Source organism: Photorhabdus antumapuensis, from assembly GCF_020387775.1.
In the GTDB taxonomy this organism is placed as follows: Bacteria; Pseudomonadota; Gammaproteobacteria; order Enterobacterales; family Enterobacteriaceae; genus Photorhabdus; species Photorhabdus antumapuensis.
In genome coordinates this window covers 1-17,852 of sequence record NZ_JAHZMK010000031.1, presented here as the reverse complement: position 1 = coordinate 17,852, position 17,852 = coordinate 1, and the positions used below count along the sequence as shown (strand labels likewise).

At 41.6% G+C, this 17,852-nt stretch carries 5 protein-coding genes and 1 pseudogene; 3 read left to right on the top strand and 3 right to left on the bottom strand.

Annotated elements, in window-relative coordinates:
- Positions 1–604: 604 nt before the first annotated feature.
- A complete protein-coding gene (gene rtxA / locus KZ793_RS13335) occupies positions 605–11,185 on the bottom strand; it encodes an MARTX multifunctional-autoprocessing repeats-in-toxin holotoxin RtxA (RefSeq protein ID WP_225815779.1) in 10,581 nt (3,526 codons plus the stop codon).
- 1,698 nt (positions 11,186–12,883) lie between these two features.
- Between rtxA and KZ793_RS13330 the strand changes: the two genes are divergently transcribed.
- The 3 genes from KZ793_RS13330 (at position 12,884) to KZ793_RS13320 (ending at position 15,245) form a co-directional block, all read left to right on the top strand.
- A complete protein-coding gene (locus KZ793_RS13330) occupies positions 12,884–13,573 on the top strand; it encodes a PAS domain-containing protein (protein ID WP_225815786.1) in 690 nt (229 codons plus the stop codon).
- A gap of 41 nt (positions 13,574–13,614) precedes the next feature.
- The gene (locus KZ793_RS13325; protein WP_225815778.1) at positions 13,615–14,301 is read left to right on the top strand and encodes a helix-turn-helix transcriptional regulator; all 687 of its coding nucleotides are present in this window, start codon (positions 13,615–13,617) and stop codon (positions 14,299–14,301) included.
- A 278-nt stretch (positions 14,302–14,579) separates the two neighbouring features.
- A complete protein-coding gene (locus KZ793_RS13320; protein WP_225815777.1) occupies positions 14,580–15,245 on the top strand; it encodes a helix-turn-helix transcriptional regulator in 666 nt (221 codons plus the stop codon).
- Positions 15,246–15,285: 40 nt separating this feature from the next.
- Here the strand turns inward: KZ793_RS13320 and KZ793_RS13315 are convergent.
- Both KZ793_RS13315 and KZ793_RS13310 read right to left on the bottom strand, forming a co-directional pair.
- Positions 15,286–15,518, bottom strand: a pseudogene (locus KZ793_RS13315) (hypothetical protein); the annotation flags it as partial.
- 47 nt (positions 15,519–15,565) lie between these two features.
- The gene (locus tag KZ793_RS13310) at positions 15,566–16,555 is read right to left on the bottom strand and encodes a T6SS immunity protein Tli4 family protein (RefSeq protein WP_225815776.1); all 990 of its coding nucleotides are present in this window, start codon (positions 16,553–16,555) and stop codon (positions 15,566–15,568) included.
- Positions 16,556–17,852: the final 1,297 nt, after the last annotated feature.

Here is a 17,852-nt window from a genome sequence, read left to right as displayed (position 1 = left end):
AGTAAATAAAATGGTGCCCCCTAGCCCCCACAACAGCCGCATCCAGATTTCCAGCGAACCCCATGTATTCACTACATCATTCCTTTTTTATCTTTTCATTACCTGTTATTCTAGGGTTTTATTAAATCTTTCGCTACCAGACAAAAGATAACAACAATGATTCAAGAGCTTTCAATTTAAATCTGCCACATATTTTTATCTGAATGGTGTTGTAAGAAAATTTCACACTGCATAAATTAATACGGCTGAGAAGTTATATTCAATCTTATAAATTAACAAGTCATTAACTTATTTAGGCGTATTGATTTTATGGTAAAAAACAAAATATATGCTAAGGGTAAGACATATATAATCAAGTAGAAAAGTATTATTCTATGCTTTCATATTCCTATAATAGCAATTATTATATAAAAATAATATAAAATTACAGCTAGAATAATTAAACATTAAAATTAAAAACTTCATATCAAAATATAGATAAAAATTAATAAAAACATCAACAAATAAAACTCAGAAATAATTCCTGAATAAAAATTCCCAAAAATGGCCCACTTTTCTGTGAGCCACCTTATTAAAACCTTTTTACTGATTTACAAAGAGCTGATTAAGCAAATTTCCCCTTGCCAATCGTGGTATCTATCCACGCCATTGCTATAGCCGCTTTCGCTCGACTCTCCAAGCTTTCAATAAAACCATTATCACCGGCAATCGGGGCAAAACTACTCATGGCCTGAATCAAGGAATCAACTGCATTATCTGACAGTGCCGTAAATTTACGCTCGCCTGATGCGTCCTCATTACCCATCTGTATCACCAGCTTGGCACGATTGCCATTAAAATAATCATTAAAGGTGACCGAACCCACCGATTCAAATCTCCCCTGAGCAGTGTTGTCCTGAGTAGGGCGATTCACTGACAGCACCAGATCATACCCGCTACGCTGCAACCACAAGTTTCGCCAGTCAACACCGTTAAACAGGACCATATCTTCTGCGTTAATATCGCTCACTCGGTTATCAATCACCTCTCCACTCACCACAAAGCTATCCACACCCGAGCCACCCTGAAAACTGTTCTGATACCCGCCTAACACCAGCAGATCCTGACCTTCTCCGCCATCAAATTGGCTGAACTTCGAAATAGCGGCGGCTATCAGATGATCATCACCTTCTCCGCCGTTGACTACCGCATGGTAGCCCATCAGCTTAATCGCATCATTGCCGGAATAACCATCAATCCGGTTGTCATTACCAAATACTCTGGCAAAGTCGGCGCCGCCACCCAGTTCGGCCTGATTATTATTGCCGATGATCACCGCATAATCCTGACCTTCCCCAGTATCCACCCGGTTATAGTTGCCGGAAGTGACGACGTAATCCTGTCCGTTACCAGCATCAATAAAACCGCCTTCACCAAAGATAAATGTCTGGTCATTGCCTTCCCCCATAAAAACATGGTTAATACGCCCGGCCACCACTGCGGTATCATCCCCCTTACCGCCAAACATCCAGTTTTCACGTCCCATCAGGATGCCAAGATCATTGCCTTCACCACCGGTAAAGATATTGGAAGTCCCTAGCGAGTAATAGACATCATCACCGCGACCACCCCAGAAGTTGTTGTTATCGCCCAAATAAGCGCCGAGATCTTTACCGTCACCGCCCCAGTTGAAGTTATAATTCCCCAACGATACATGGATATCACCATCACCGTGCAAATGGCCGCTGTTACGCAGGAAATCAAATGTTTTTTCCTCCATATTAAGCAGATCGGTCGTCAGATTTTCTTTCAGGTTAGCCACTAACGATTTCATCTCTTGTTGCTTCTTTTCGCTGAACATCGCTGCAAACAGATTAGGTAAGTTCAGCGAATTAAAACCAAATGCAGGCTTGGGTTTATGATTGGTCTGAACATTTTCTCCATTGATACTCACCGAAAATTCTGGTTCCTGACGCTCATCGGGCGCTTTCTCTTTCAGACCATGACTCTCCACAAATGACCTGACGCCATCCTCGCCCATATCAATGCCCGCCTCCAAGCTATCAAGTAATCTTTCTGGATTGGTGAAAGCTTGCAATTGATCACCACTAAATTCCCCAATCACTGCCAGCATCTCTCTCAGAATCGCCTCACCATCAACCGATTCGCCTGTGCGGGAAATAATTTTCCCCTCTGCGGTGTAATTCACCCCAAAAATATCCGCTAAGGTGGTATCTGTATTTATACTCGCCAATCGGCCAATCAGTTTATTCTTAAGCTGACGTGGCAAGTCCTGTGGATTATAGGTAAAGGTGGTCTTCGCCATGCCCGTTGCTGAATATTGTTGCGTCATCAGGCCAAACAGCGAACCCAAGTTAGTATCCAGAATCGACTGGATATGGTCACCGAACATCAGGTTCCAGTTACCGGTTGTCACCTGAATATCGGCGCCACGCCCACCTACAGCGAAGTTAAATGCCAGTTTCTGATTGGCCTGACGGAATTGTTCTATACGACTTATTTTGCCCATACCCGTGCCCTTGCCATGTTCGCCTAGCCACTGATTAAACTTCTTGTTCAACGTCAATTCGGCGTCATGCTTCAAACCACGGCTGCTACGCTCATGTTGCGAATCCAGATCAGTCAATGTGTTGTAGTCTACGCTGCTGGTTTGGTCCAAACCGGACATATCCTCCACAAACCTCTTCGCACTAGCAATGGTCCACTGCTGATCTTGTGCCGCCAGCCAATCCTGATCATCACTGGAACCCGCAACCCCTTGCAGTACATCGGCAATACGCGCGGCACCATCAAACGGATTAACCAACGGCGGTGTTGGAATAGATTTATCCATCATCACAATCAGGTCATTACTGCGGCCTTGGTTGAAGCTGACATTACGATTACCGATAAACATCTGCGCCCCTTCAAACGCTTGATAACCTGCAATATCGAAGCTCTGTTTGCTATCACCATTGCCGATGTGCACCATCACATTGTTATCACCGAAGGCCAGTGATTTAAAACCACCGCTACCCACTTTAATACCGACGTTCGAGGTTCCCCAGTTGAAGGCCGTAAACTCCCCATCTCCCACATTCACCTGGATATTTCCGGAGTAACTGAGTTGATTATTCGATTGATCGTCGGAGTCAACCTGAATCGTATTTTCACGTTTCTTTGGTTGAACTAATACTTCATTGTGACCCGTAATTGCTCCTTTAATAACGGTATCAGCTTCGGTATGTCCTACCCTGGAGAGGTTGATATCACTTTCAGCAATACCGCGACGAACCTGTTCGGTATATGTGATCAGCTCATTCTGGTCATTCCAACTTAATACGATTTTGTTATCAGGCAGATTGTTAACCCATTGGTTATTTTGATCACGAGTAAATTTGCGTCCACCAGCATCAACAGCCACTTCACTACTACGAGCGGAAACATCACTGTGAATACCTTGCTTATCTAACACAGTGATAAAACGACGAGCAAAGCCATCCCGTTTGTCATCACTTATCAAAGAACAACCCACAATACTGATGTGATCAGGTTTATGAGTTATGCGTTTACTCAGATTAATGTCCTGATAAAACCGCGTTAAGCTGGTCGCCAGTTCATCAGCAGCATAACCACTCAGACGAACGTTATTTTGCTCCGACGTATCACGACCATGACCGACAATCTGCCAACGCAACTTACCGGATAATCTGGCAAGATCGCCATAAACCACACGATATTTGCCCTTAGAGTTAAGTTGAACCACGACGCTAGAATCTGAGTGTTTACCCGCCAGATTGGCTGCGGCTTTAGCGACGACCGGATCATCCTCCATTTGGATAATAATCTGGCCATCAAAGCGAGTTTCACGGCCATCAGCTTGTGGCGTCACCTTTTCTATTTGCCAGTCACCGAGTGGCCTGCTTATTTTCTTATCCTGCTGAGTATCGTCGATAATAGTAGGTTCTGGCCCGTTATTCTTACCCGATAACCCATCTAACTCCTCCACCGAAGGGCGACTTTGTGGCTTCACCCAAGCATGTTTTTGATAGAACTCCCCAGTTTCCTGGAAAGCGTTATCCAGCGCCCGGCTTACCCACACTTTGCCTTCTTCACCGGCAATATCCACCAGATCCCGATAATTGGCAGTGTAGCTGTTCAGTATCTGCTTACGTTGTTCGTCACTGGTTACCTGTAGTGCCCGATAAACCGCCAGACTTTCGTTGACAGAGTGACCACCATCAAATACCAGAAACTCCAGCGTGTTGAGATAGCTCTGCCCAGCCGAGAAGGTAGACTGTTCACTGGCAATCTGTTCACTGGCAATATAGTTATTGAGGTGAACCATGATATTGGTCGAGCCAGAGGCTCCCGTCACCACAGAGTGGCCTTGCGCTAACGCATTACTCTCAAATTCCGTTTCCCATCCGGAGACCAAAATTCGACCCGCAGCAACCTTTCTGCCATATAAAAAGTCATCATGTTTGTTATTGGCAGGCTGGTAGGGCAGCGCCGTACCATAATCGTTGGTCTGCTTTTCGGTTATTTCGACTTCATACGTGACATCAGCCCCGCCAGTCAGTTGACTACTGGTCGAACGGGCTTTGGTGATAACATCCTCATAGAAGCGATCCCCTTCAACCTTCCACGCTGCACGATCCATCCCCATTCCTGGGGTAATGGCCATTTTTACTGCCAGAAACGGTACCTTAATCACAGCAAAACCATCATCAACCTGAGTCATCATGATTTTGAAGTTGGCAAAAGTCGGTTCGTCCAGAAACGTTGTCAATTCAGGCACCCGACTAAACCAGGGACGAAAGTCCTTGTTAATGGCTCTGGCGAAACCGGCCATCTTTTTAGCAATAATCTTCTCACGCTCGGCTACATCAGGATAAAAACCCCCTATCCATTGTTCAAATTTCTCTACCAGAAATTGCCCTGTCTGTCTGGAAGTAGTCATGGCATCCCGTGGCGCTGTTTTCACCAATTCATGGGCCAATTCAGAATCAAAATGGCGGCCAAACAGGTTGTCAATATATTGTCCAGTCGTCTTTTCTTTACGGGCATCAGCCAGTAACTGCTGAGTTAACGTGTGTAATTCAGGATGTGTCTGCAACTGAGTCGCCGCATCCTCAAATAGCTTAATGGTTTCCTGTCGGGTTACTTGTCCGCTAAGCCAAAGGTTTTTGGCCCGTTCAATTAGCGGCATACCTTCGGGAATAGCTTCTTGTTGCAATCGGCTAATGAAAACGATGAAGCTTTCACTTTCAGTTTTAGGCGCTTCCCGCTCCGCAGCAGAGTTAATCTGGGTCAATGGCTTGATTTGTAAATCAGTAAGACGATTAATTTCACCTTGCGCGATATCGCTTTTCAGGCCCACCACGCGCCCAAATCCATCAAAGGATACCTGTTGGTCAAACTGTGCGACATGGTCAGGCGCTAAGCTAATCCCTAAAATCCCGGCTGATTCAGCTCTTTTCGCTTGAAGGTAGGCAACCAGTTCGCCCATCTCAAAACGCAGGCTTTTGACTAATCGACTACGCTTGGCAAATTCATTGGGATCATGCTGTTGCCAATGAACAAGCGCTTGCTCAAGCCGCAACACATGCTGTTCATCAGGCTGTTCGACCGTATTGTTAAAAGCCTCACGTACTGCCACCAGCGCCTTACTGGGCCGATCAGCATTTATCTGACCAAGATGTCTCTTCGTTGAGTCAATAAACTGTTTGTCCCCCTGACTCAGTAAGAAAGGCTCAAACTCCCTCAGGATGGAAGAATGGGATTTAAGGCTATCGCCACCAGCAACTTGACCTAACCCTTGCAAATTGATACCCGAAATTACAGGTGCTTTTCTGGTTAACTTTCTCGGTTGATTTGAGATAGATTGCACAACGCTATCAGATGACGTTCCGGTAAGCAGGGAGATGATCGAAGCACCGGAATTTTCCGCACGAATACCCCTGTTGATCTGTAGCCGGTTAATCGCCTGTCGCGCACTATTTAATGCCGTCAAATCTGCCGCTGTTAGCGTTAGATCTTCACTGTTCCAGCCACTAGCTTCCGTTTTGGACTCAGGATTGATATGACTTTTCGGTTTCACTATGTCGGTTGGTATATAAGCCTCTCCAGACAAACCACTGCCGGTCGCCCCGATACGATCTGGTTTTGCATTATCAGCCTGCTTCGCCCCTTTCGCATCAACCTGTGTCCGAGCAGCTTTATTTTTCGCCGCCGTGCTATCACTTTCACCACGCTTTTTCGCTTCTTCATACGCGGTATGAGCGTCACTTTCCGCTTTTGTTGCCCGCAGACGTTGTAAATCTGCTTCTTTCTGTCTTGATTTCGCTTTTGTACGCGCATCCTCAATATTGTCGTCTGCGTTCTTTATATTCTGATAACTTTGCGCTAAACCTGCTTCTGATTTGCCAACTGCATTTTTTACTTGCTGTTGGTTATCAATAAAGCTCGGCTGTAAATCAGCTAACTTTTTCTGTGAAATAAACTTGGTGTCATTTAATTTCTCTTGAGTACGGTCCAAATATCCCACAGCAAACCGGTTACGCCACTCATCACCCGATTTCCCAACGTAATTCCCATAGTCATTAAGCGCATTCAGACGTTGAGTCATGGAGAGAAATTCTTTCGTTACTGCCCTAGATTCTTCACTTATTGCATCACGCTGTAGTTGTCCATTGGTATTCAGCACACTTTGATTTGTTGATTCCAATTGGGATTGTGATGTTGAAATTGTTTTAAGTTGGTCATCCTTTTCTTGTTCCAGAATGCGGCGATTTTCCTCCGCTTTCTCTTTATCACTTAACGCATTTTGCGCAGCGCTGTCCTGTTTTGCATGTTTAATCACAGCATCAGCTTGCGATGATGATTCACTCTGAGTCGAATCAACCTTGTCTCCAATGTGCAAGGCATTCTGGATGGCCTCTGTATCAGGAGTCTCCACTTGAGTTACCGTGCCACTTAATTTATCACGCAGATCCGAACCCACTTCGTCAATGGCATTCATCTGGAAACCATCAATGGCAGAAACTTCAGTTAAATTAATTGCCCCTCGGCCTTTATAGGTTCCAGAAGTATTCGCCTCATTACCGTGGATCAGATAGTTAATCGCGTAGCTACCTTCCACATTTAACACAGTTTGTTTAATATTTTTAAACAGGAAGGGAAGGTTATTACTTTGCGTATTGCTTTCCGCAATAGAAAGCGTGTAGAAATCGCCATTACCAATCTTAATCGCCACATTATTACGTGCATAAGAGGCGTTAATCCCCAGACCATCACCCACATGGATATTGGCATTGCCTTTACCTTTCATGATCGCAACATTGAGACCATGCCCGACTTTCGTATTAACGTTATATTCACCCCACACTGCGTTAACGGAAACACCATCACCCACTTTGGTATTGACATTAAAATCGCCATGCGTCGCGGTGACACTTAAACCATTCCCTACCGTGGTCGTAATATTGGTTTTGCCTTTTGCCGCGGTAACCTGCATACCGTCACCCACTTTGGTGACAATATTTCCTTGACTCCACAAGGCATTAAAGCTGTCACCGTTACCGACTTGAGTCACAATATTAGCATCCGCTTTGGCAAGCACCACATTGCGCCCATCACCGACCTTGGTAATCACATTGGCTTGGCCCCATGCGCCGGTATAATCATCACCTTGTCCCACATGGGTGATGATATTGGCATCACCCTGAACAACCGTGACTTCCTGCTTATTACCCACTTTGGTAATGATGTTCGCTTTACCTTTCGCAAAGTTATAACGGTTACCATCACCAACCTGCGTTAGAATATTAGCGTCCCCCCAAACCGCATTAACGCCAGTACCGTTCCCCACTTTAGTAATGATATTGGCTTTACCTTTGGCGAAACCCACCGTCGTACCATGACCAACATGAGTCATGATGTTACCCACATCGGAAATCAGTAAACCGACGGTTGTCCCGTCACCCACCTTCGTTAGGATATTGCCCTTACCAAATAGCACGGCAGCCGTGGTTGATGATCCCTTATGGGTGATGACATTAGCCTCCGCCGCCGCAACCACTCCCATAAAATCATCCCCCACTTTGGTGACAATATTCGCCTCTCCTAACGCTAAAACACCGGTTAAGCCATTGCCGGAATGAGTCATGATATTGGCTTGACCAAACATTGCCGCCAATGTTGTACCATCACCTACTTTGGTCATTACATTCAGCTCACCGGCAAACAAGCCAATACTGGTGCCATTACCTACATGCGAATAGATATTGGCTTCACCAACCATCAAACCGAACGCCAAATCATTGCCCACTTTCGTCAGGATATTGCCCTGCCCGATCATCACAGCAAAAGTTGAGCCATTACCAATATGGGTCATCACATTGACCTCACCGATCATTGCAGCCAGCGTCATGCCGTTACCCACTTTGGTGGCGATATTGCCTTTAGCCAACATCAAGGCAACACTCATTTCATCACCAATGTGAGTAAACACATTACCGGCGGCTATCATCAATGCCAGCGTTTTACCCTCCCCCACTTTGGTAAAAACATTCCCCAAGCCCCCCATCAACCCCCATGCATCACCCTTGCCAACATGGGTAAAGATATTGCCAGCACCAATCATGGCCGCAATCGCAGTGCCACTACCCACTTTGGTAAAGATATTACCCGCTGCTCCCATGACTCCCAGAGTCTGACTGCTACCGATATGAGTGAGCACATTACCGATACCGAGCATGATACCCGTGGTGTCATCATTTCCGACTTTGGTCAAAATATTAGCGCCACCTAACATCACACCCGTCGTCCTCCCATTACCAATGTGAGTAAGCACGTTGGCACCACCACCCATCAGCGCAGTAACCCTGCCTCTGCCCTTTTTCGTGAGAATATTGGCGCCACCTAACGCAACCGCCGTGGTATCTGATATTTCATCATTGTTGAGATGAGTGAGAATATTCGCACCACCAAGCATACCGGCAACCAAATCACCGGCACCAAGCTTAGTCAACACATTGGCGCCACCCACCAATACCGAAGAGACCTTCCCCCCACCAGTCTGGGTCACCACATTAAAACCGCCGGCACCCAACCAATTTGCGTTGCCATTACCTATTTGGCTATGGGTGTTATACCCCCCAAGCATGATAATCCGGCTGTTACCATCGCCTTGGTGGATCGAAATATTACCCATCGCTAAAAGATGAGCCAGATACCGCCCATCACCGATTCGAACCAATACATTTGCCGCACCGCCAGCATAAACATCCATTTCTCCACGTTGGCTTTGATGAACCAACACGTTTGCCAGACCTGCGCCACGGAACGTCATATCGCCCTGTTCCCCACGTCTCACAATCACATTGGCAGCACCAGCCCCGTCAAAATTGACATTGCCACGTGTGACACTGGAGGTAATGACATTGCCTCCCCCCATGCCCTTGAAATTAATGTCACCGGCGCTGTCACCCATATCAGCGGATAATTTCACCAACTCCTGATGACTATATTCTTCTGTGTGTGCTAAATGCTCAGAAATACGACGTACTGTATTCACTTTATATTGCAGATTGGTTAGTGAATATTCGCCTATATCCATTGAGCAATAACCATTTTTGAGTGAAAAATCTTCGGCAGCCAGATTGCCGGTATGATCACCCGCTTTGTACCACGCACTGGCGTAATATTGCAGCGCACCGGTTTTAGCATCATTTCTCAACTCAACCATCACAACTTGGGTATATGACTCAACATACTTGGCATAAATATAAGTGTTCGGTTGACGGTTCGATTTCACTGCGGAAACATCCAATATCAAACCACCAGAATGGATTGCATGCCTATACATTTTGGCATCAATCAACGTGACATCTCCGGCTCTGGCAGTGGTTCCACCGGCATAAGTCACCCAATGGTTTTCCTGCAAATTTTCTTCAACCGTATGCTGAATAATGACGGGGTGATGATGTTCAAAGATTAAATTAGAGAGGCGATAACCACCATTGATACTTATATCAACAAATCCGTTGTCTGAAGAGATATTCTCCGTAGCAAGATTCTCAAGGTGATTGCCCTCTTTATACCAAGAAGTGGCGTAATAACCGAGCTTACCGGTTGCAGGATCATTTTGAAGTTGGACCTTAACGAGCTCAGTATACATTTCATTGGTAAATGCAAAGAGATAAGAGTTAGGCTCAATAGTTGATTTAATACCTGTCACTTGTTGGGATTGCTGAATCCAACTTCCTCCCATTGTCGCTGTCGTTAACACGATCTCTTCGGCTTTAGCGTATTCCAGCGCTTCATTACGAGAACCGCTACCTGCGCCGATTCTTGATATTTCATTGTAAGCACCGGCACCATTGAAGTTAATATCACCCTGTGCGACATCAGAATAAATCCGGTTATAACCCCCTGCCCCGTCAAATTCGATACTACCGTGGGTCTGTCCATATTGATCTTGACTTTGGCGCAAGCGTTCAACGCGGTTTGATGCCCCTGCTCCATGCAAAATAATATTGCCTTCTTTACCTTTACGTATAATGTGGTTATCAGCGCCGACACCTGTGAAATTAATATTGCCGCTTTCAACCCGCGAACTGAGACTATTCGCTGCTCCCCCACCTTCAAATTTCATATCACCGTGGCTTTTCTCATAATGATCATACCAGGTACGATCAATTTTATTACCGGCACCGGCGCCGATAAAATTTAAATTGCCCTGATTCGTTTCATGCCATAATTCGTTATAACCACCAACACCGTCAAAAGTCACATTACCGGATTGCCCTTTACGACTCAGGCCATTATAAGCCGCCGCCCCAGAGAAATTGAGATTACCGTGGCTCCCCCGGTGATCGATAAAAACCCCTCCCGCCGCACCAGCAAATGAAATATCACCATCACCACTCTTATCAATACCCGAATAACCCGCAGCGCCATGTACGGCCAGATCACCTTCCTTATCCACTATTTTTAAATATCCGGCGCCACCATTGACAACCTTATTACCCGAATCAGCATAGACCGTCGCTCCAATTGACCCGATAGTAATATGATCATCTCCTCCTTTGGCATAAATAACCCCTCCGACACCAATGGCAACAATATTATTGCCATCATCATCATCGTAATATTTCCCAGTAAAGAAATATTCTGTACTGCGGTTTGATGATTTCCCCATAAACAGTCCCTTAATTTAGCTGAGGTTAAATAGAAAAGCACTACATCTGACAGATACAGCAGCGGTTTTGAGAATCTAATTTTCCGTGGGCAATGCAAATCCACCGTTCTTTCCACGGTAAAAAAAATATAATGACAGCCATTAATCAGGTATTATTTATATAATTTGGCCTAATTAGGCAGATTACTCTAACTCTATTAAGAATGAGAAAAAATGCCTTTGTTATAACTAATATCAGAAGTGATTTGTTCAAACTTTTTAAACATACTTCTTCCTCAACAAGAAATTTATTCACAAAGATTGTGAAATATATAGTGAAGCAGAAACCCTAAGCTCAGAGACATAATGAGATAATATATCTACAAATACGGTCAAATGAATAAGTAGAATAAAATAATATAGAGCAAAAACTCAAAATCAACATTAATACATGAGAAAGTCTGTTTACCCCACACATATTGCCCCATATCCCCACATTGATGTTAATAATGCAAATAAGATAGTAAAAAATAACATTTCACTTCCATTATTCTTATCTACATAAATACGACCAATAACTATACCCTTCATCTTTCAAGCTGCTGCTTTGTTGGCTGCTTTCACTCACCCCAGTCACATAGTTATCTATGCTCCTGGGGATTCGTTCATTTGCCGCCGCGCTGCAACTCGAAATCTATTAGGTATACAATATTACTAACTATAATGAGTTACAATAATAGCAAGATTGGATTAACTGGCTCATATTATCGTCTTTAATTTAGCTATCACGATTGATAAATGTACTTCCGATCGATGGTAGCGATATTGAACCCTCAGTTCAACAACCACGGTTGCGTTTCTACCGTTCTATCCACTGTTAACATCCTCCACGTCCTAAAAAGCATAACAAGAGCGTTCCTCGTTACACTAACAGTGATGAGCAGCCCTCCGTGCCTTTTGTCATATCAAGCTCATCTTTGCTGATATTTTTACTTCCCAATAGACTTGCATGTTATACATGTGAAGTAACGGATAGCATTAAGCAAAAATTAAATTCAAATAAAAAAACCAAGTTTATGTTAGTGTCGTTCATTAAGTATTTACTACTTAATGCCAATGAAAGTCACTATTGCAAGCTACTCTTTTAAAAGGGTAGTAAACACAAACAGTACGTAAAGCCAACAACATATACGTAACACAACAGGCGTAATCTGCTTAGTTTAATCTTCAAGCCACATCAAAAATGTATTCAAAAACTATTTTTTTTCGTAGCAATGTTCATATTTACCCTTTATTACACATAAAAGTAAATAAAACAGTTTAACATAACAGCTGTTAAGCATTAGGATAAATAATTATTTACCCATTGATAATAGAGAGGATGCTGATAATTTCGGGTATAATCTGCACCTATTTTTACCATTAATGATAGATGTTTTCCAGTTAAGAAATGCCCGATATTAGTCACAGCAGCGAGCACAACAACAGTCTCCAACCATTCTTTCAATAAATCACTAAAATAATACTCACCTAAAATAGTATATATAGTTATATTCTTTAATGTTTAAAGTTTCATTATTAAATAGTAAAAAATCAATTAATAAACATACGCTTTTTGACGAGAAAAGCATTATATCCTATTATAGGGCTGTCCACTTAAAACATAATCGACAAAGCAACCATTCAGATAATGATTTAAATAGAAATTTAGGAGCCACTATGTCCAATATAAGAAACAAGTCCAATCTTATTACGCCACAATTAACCCTGATGTGGGATAAAAGCAATGAACCTTGGGGGGCCAGAGATAACCAGTCAAGATTTATTTATGCTAACCCTGCTTTTTATCAACTGCTCAACCTTCCTGAAGATTTCGATATTATAGGGCTTTCCATGGGTGAATTACCCTCACCTATTGCTGAATATGCAGAAGAATTCCACCGTCAAGATCAAAAAGCCATTCAAACTATGCAACGCGTCACTTCACTGGAAACCCATCAGTTTGGAGAAAATGACGTTAAACAAACTTATATTTGTGATAAATTTCCCCTTTTTGACGAGAATAATGATTGCATTGGGATCTTCTTTCATATGTATAAAGCTCAAGATTTTTCTGTTGCTTACTATTATGAGAGAACATCACCATCAACCCTGGAATTTATACCGCCTAATAACATATTGACGCAAACCGAGTGGGAAGTGCTTTTTCTAACCCTGCGTTCACAGGATGAAGAGAGCATCGGTAAAGAACTAGTGATGAACACAGAAGATGTTGTTAATCATATTCAGTCAATTTACCAGAAATTTAATTTACCACCACAGATAGAATTAGCAGATTTCTGTAAGAAGAATAACTACCATCTTTATATTCCTGAAAGATTTCTTACGATTGGTAGCAAGGAATTGTAAATTTAAATTACTAACAATTAATTGTAAAATAGGATTTCATTATGAATAAAATCAACAAATTAGATATTTCACTTCAAGTCATTAACACTATGCAGCAAAGTAATGAACCTTGGGGAATAAAGGATAAAAACTCATGCTTTATTTATGGTAACCTAGCATTAAAATCTCTTAAGAATTTTTCAAATTCATTTGAATTTGAAGGACTGTATGACAATGAACTTCCTTGGAATGGCGCTGAATTTGCAAAAGAATTTGTTATTCACGATAAAAATGTAATGGAGAAAGACATAAGAATATGTTCACTTGAAACACATATGTTCGGTAAAGATAAATTTCTTTCATCTTATTTCCAAGAAAAATATCCACTCTATAATGATGAACAAGAATGTGTAGGTATTTTGCTTCATGGCTGGAAAGTTGAAGACTTTTCATTCACCCGTCTATTTCATGGAAAACTTCCTGCATCTATATTATTCCAACCACCGACTGATTTATTTACTCAACGTGAATGGGATGTTATTTTCCTTATGTTACACAAATATACCAGTAAGCAAATCGGTAGGATGTTAAATATCTCCTATCGTACTGTTGAAACCCATATCTCACGAATATATAAAAGATGTAGTGTTCATTCTAGCAAACAATTGGAAGAATATTGCCGCACGAATGATTATGATCTCTATGTACCAGAAAGATTTGTGAATCAAGAAAGCAGAATGTTTCTTTAAACCCTAAATTACAACGAAGTGTTTATGAAGAAGAACTATGCAATATCACCTCAAATTATTAACATAATGGAAACAAGTCATCAACCGTGAGGAAAAAAAGATAGTTCTTCATATTTTATTTACGGTAATTCCACTGAAAAAATCATGATTACCTGAAAAGAACATATAGAGTTATAAATTTTTATGAAGAAAATAAATTTGACCACTATATCCCAAAGAGATTTAAGGAACTTAAAAACAAAGTTTTTCTTTGACTCTCAAATTATCAAGGAGTTTTCATGAAGAACCATACGATATCATCTCAAGTCATTAACACTTTGCAGCAAAGTAATGAACCTTGGGGAATAAAAGATAAAAATTCATGTTTTATTTACGGCAATCTAGCACTCAAGCATCTTCACAATATTTCAGATTCATTTGATTATGAAGGGCAATATGATGATGAAATTCCTTGGAGTGGGGCGGGATTTGCAAAAGAATTCGTTATTCACGATCAAAGGGTAATGGAGAAAGAAGCAAGAGTATGTTCACTTGAAACACATATGTTCGGGAAAAATAAATTTATTTCATCTTATTTCCAAGAAAAATATCCACTCTATAATGATGAAAACGAATGTATCGGCACCATTCACCATGCATGGCAAGTCAAAAACTACTCATTAGCCAGTCTACATCAATATTATAAAAAACTACCAGCATCGATTATACTCCAACCACCTAGCGATATTTTTACGCCACGTGAATGGGATATCATTTTTTTCTTTTTACAAAAATATACCAGACAACAAATTGGGCAGAAATTAAACATTACTTATCGTACCGTTGAAACCTATATGGTCAAGATATATAGCAAGATAGGTATTCATTCCAGCCAACAACTGGAAGAATACTGTTTACAAAATAATTTTCATCATTATGTACCAGAAAAATTCTTATTGTCATAGCAATTTTATTATTAAACCATTTTGCTCCTGACAATAATATTCAATCTGGACGTACCAGAAGAAATAACGGTGGCCTTAACTTATTAATAAGGCTACCGCTAATATACCCTTGCTGGCGTAAATGGCGGATCAACACATTCCCTTCCGGTACAAACTCAGTGCTGAAACGCACCAGCCCCATACCTTTGAGTTCAGCATTGATGTCATAACGCAGATGCCCGGTGCAAGCTCCGGCAATAACGTGATATCAACCCGCTTCAAACGCGGTTCATAACACATGGGACCTCCAATTAATTACTTAAAACACTATCCCTCTCACTTTATCGTTGTTCGAAAGCATCCGGTCTTCTACGAAAAGTTTTCGTTATTGCATCCCAAAACGCGATCAATTCATCTTCGGTATAGGGCGTTGCAGGTAACTGGTAATTCATTAACATAATAACAACACAGACTTTTTTATTATCCAACACCATATCATTTGCAATAAAATCAAATTGATAACGCGGATTATTGTCAAGAGATTGCACACCTACTGCTAATAGCTCCTCCCCATGAATCCCATTTATCTCTCTTTCCCTCTTTCTTATTATCCTGCCATAGTTAACGAACCAATCCCTTTCAATCTCACTAATACATTCAAGTAAAGCGTCTTCCCCTTTAAAGTCATTAACGATTCTAATACTGAATGTGAAATGGTCATCCTGATTTCCCTGATAGACAAACATCATATTCTCATTATCATTATCATGACTGGCAATAAAACCATCAGGGATACAGATTCCTGCCTCTGTTGGAATATCGGTATCCTTTCTGCCACTGATTCTGGCAATTAGCCTTTGCATTTTGTCCAGAGTTTGAGAAAGAATTTTATATTGGCTTTGATTCAATCCAGATTTTATATAAAGGTTTCTTGAATAACTGTATTTATCATCTGATATTTCTGTAAACTTCATTTCTATAATAAAAGCAACCCCATTATCATATAAATGGGCTTCTAATACTCGGGGAAAGCCGGGTTCACTGACACTATGATTTCTATCAAAAATCACACCATATAAGTTTCCCTGGAGATGATAAGCCTTCTTTAAAAAGGGCAGATCTTTCGTATCAGCAGTCTTAGTCGTCCTTAATTTTTGTTCTCTCATCTCTATCCGCTGTTCAAATGCGGATAAATTCATACGCTTGGTGTCTATTTTTGCATCACCAATAAATATTTCATTATTGATGATATTTTCAAACACCAAAGGAATATCAATCAGATAATGCCCGACACAACGCGTCTGCATATTGGCTAATATTTCAGCTTTCATTCTCTTTTCCTTCTTAGGTTAAAACGGGATAATAAGAGGCAGGGAAATATCACTGCCACAGGGCATAAGTTGCTTCAATGATTCCTGCCTGTGCCGGAAACCCTATTTATACCCTTCATCTTTCAAGCTGCTGCTTTGTTGGCTGCTTTCACTTACCCCAGTCACATAGTTATCTATGCTCCTGGGGATTCGTTCACTTGCCGCCGCGCTGCAACTCGAAATCTATTAGGTATATACTTTATGATGTCTCCAATACTGGCAACATTATTAATAATTTCTACGGTCGTTGGCAGACGACACAAAACTAATAAAAGCTCAGCATGTCATTATCGTCATACCGGGAAATAACCACGTCGGCGGTTAATCAGATAGAATATATTTACACAAACAATTCATATTTTCGCAATACACCCATACATGAGCCGGACAAATGATTTCCTAATTTTCCTATCTTCTTAATGGGTGCCTATAAAAATCAACTCTTTTTTTCAAAAAAATACGATTTTTTATGCAAAATCCTTATCGTCACCGATATAACAGCATGTCAAACAGAATATTTAAACTCCATTACAACAACATGACATTTATTGACAAAAATAAACTTGCATTGATTGCCATAAAATGAAGACACCCTGAATACGCTGTTATAATCATCTCCCTATGATAACAACGCCTATTTTCATTTTATTCAATAGATTATATCCGTTTCAATCTCATCATGCCTTTTTAAACCGCATTCACCAAATCACGATAAAAAAGAATAATTTTCATTCATGATATGCGAATAATAAAATACTCAACAATATCCAAAAAACCGCATAGCAATATCCCCACCTCACTTAGAAAAGTATAATTAGGTTGCTCACCAATATAACCAAACATACCTATCGGAATATCTGTAGTGATATTTTTATGACCAGCTATTCTGTTAACGAAAATAGTTAACAGTTACGCTATTTCCCTATTTATCCCCAATAGCATGCATTATTCCTCCACCTGAGTCAGGAAGGTTTGCAAATTCAGGGTGCGGTCAGCCTTCATCCCCTCTGATACCCGGTTTTTCCCATCTACGCAAGCGCAGTATCCTGCGTGCTGGCATCAAATTCATAAGGCACCGAAGTGATTAACATTCGGTGCCTATATTCAGCAAGATTATCCGGCTATTATATGCCCGTTATCTTTCAAGCTGCCTCTTTGTTGGCTGCACTCACTCACCCCGGTCACATAGTTATCTATGCTCCCGGGGATTCGCTCCCTTGCCGTCGCGATGCAACTCGAAATCTATTAGGTATAAAAA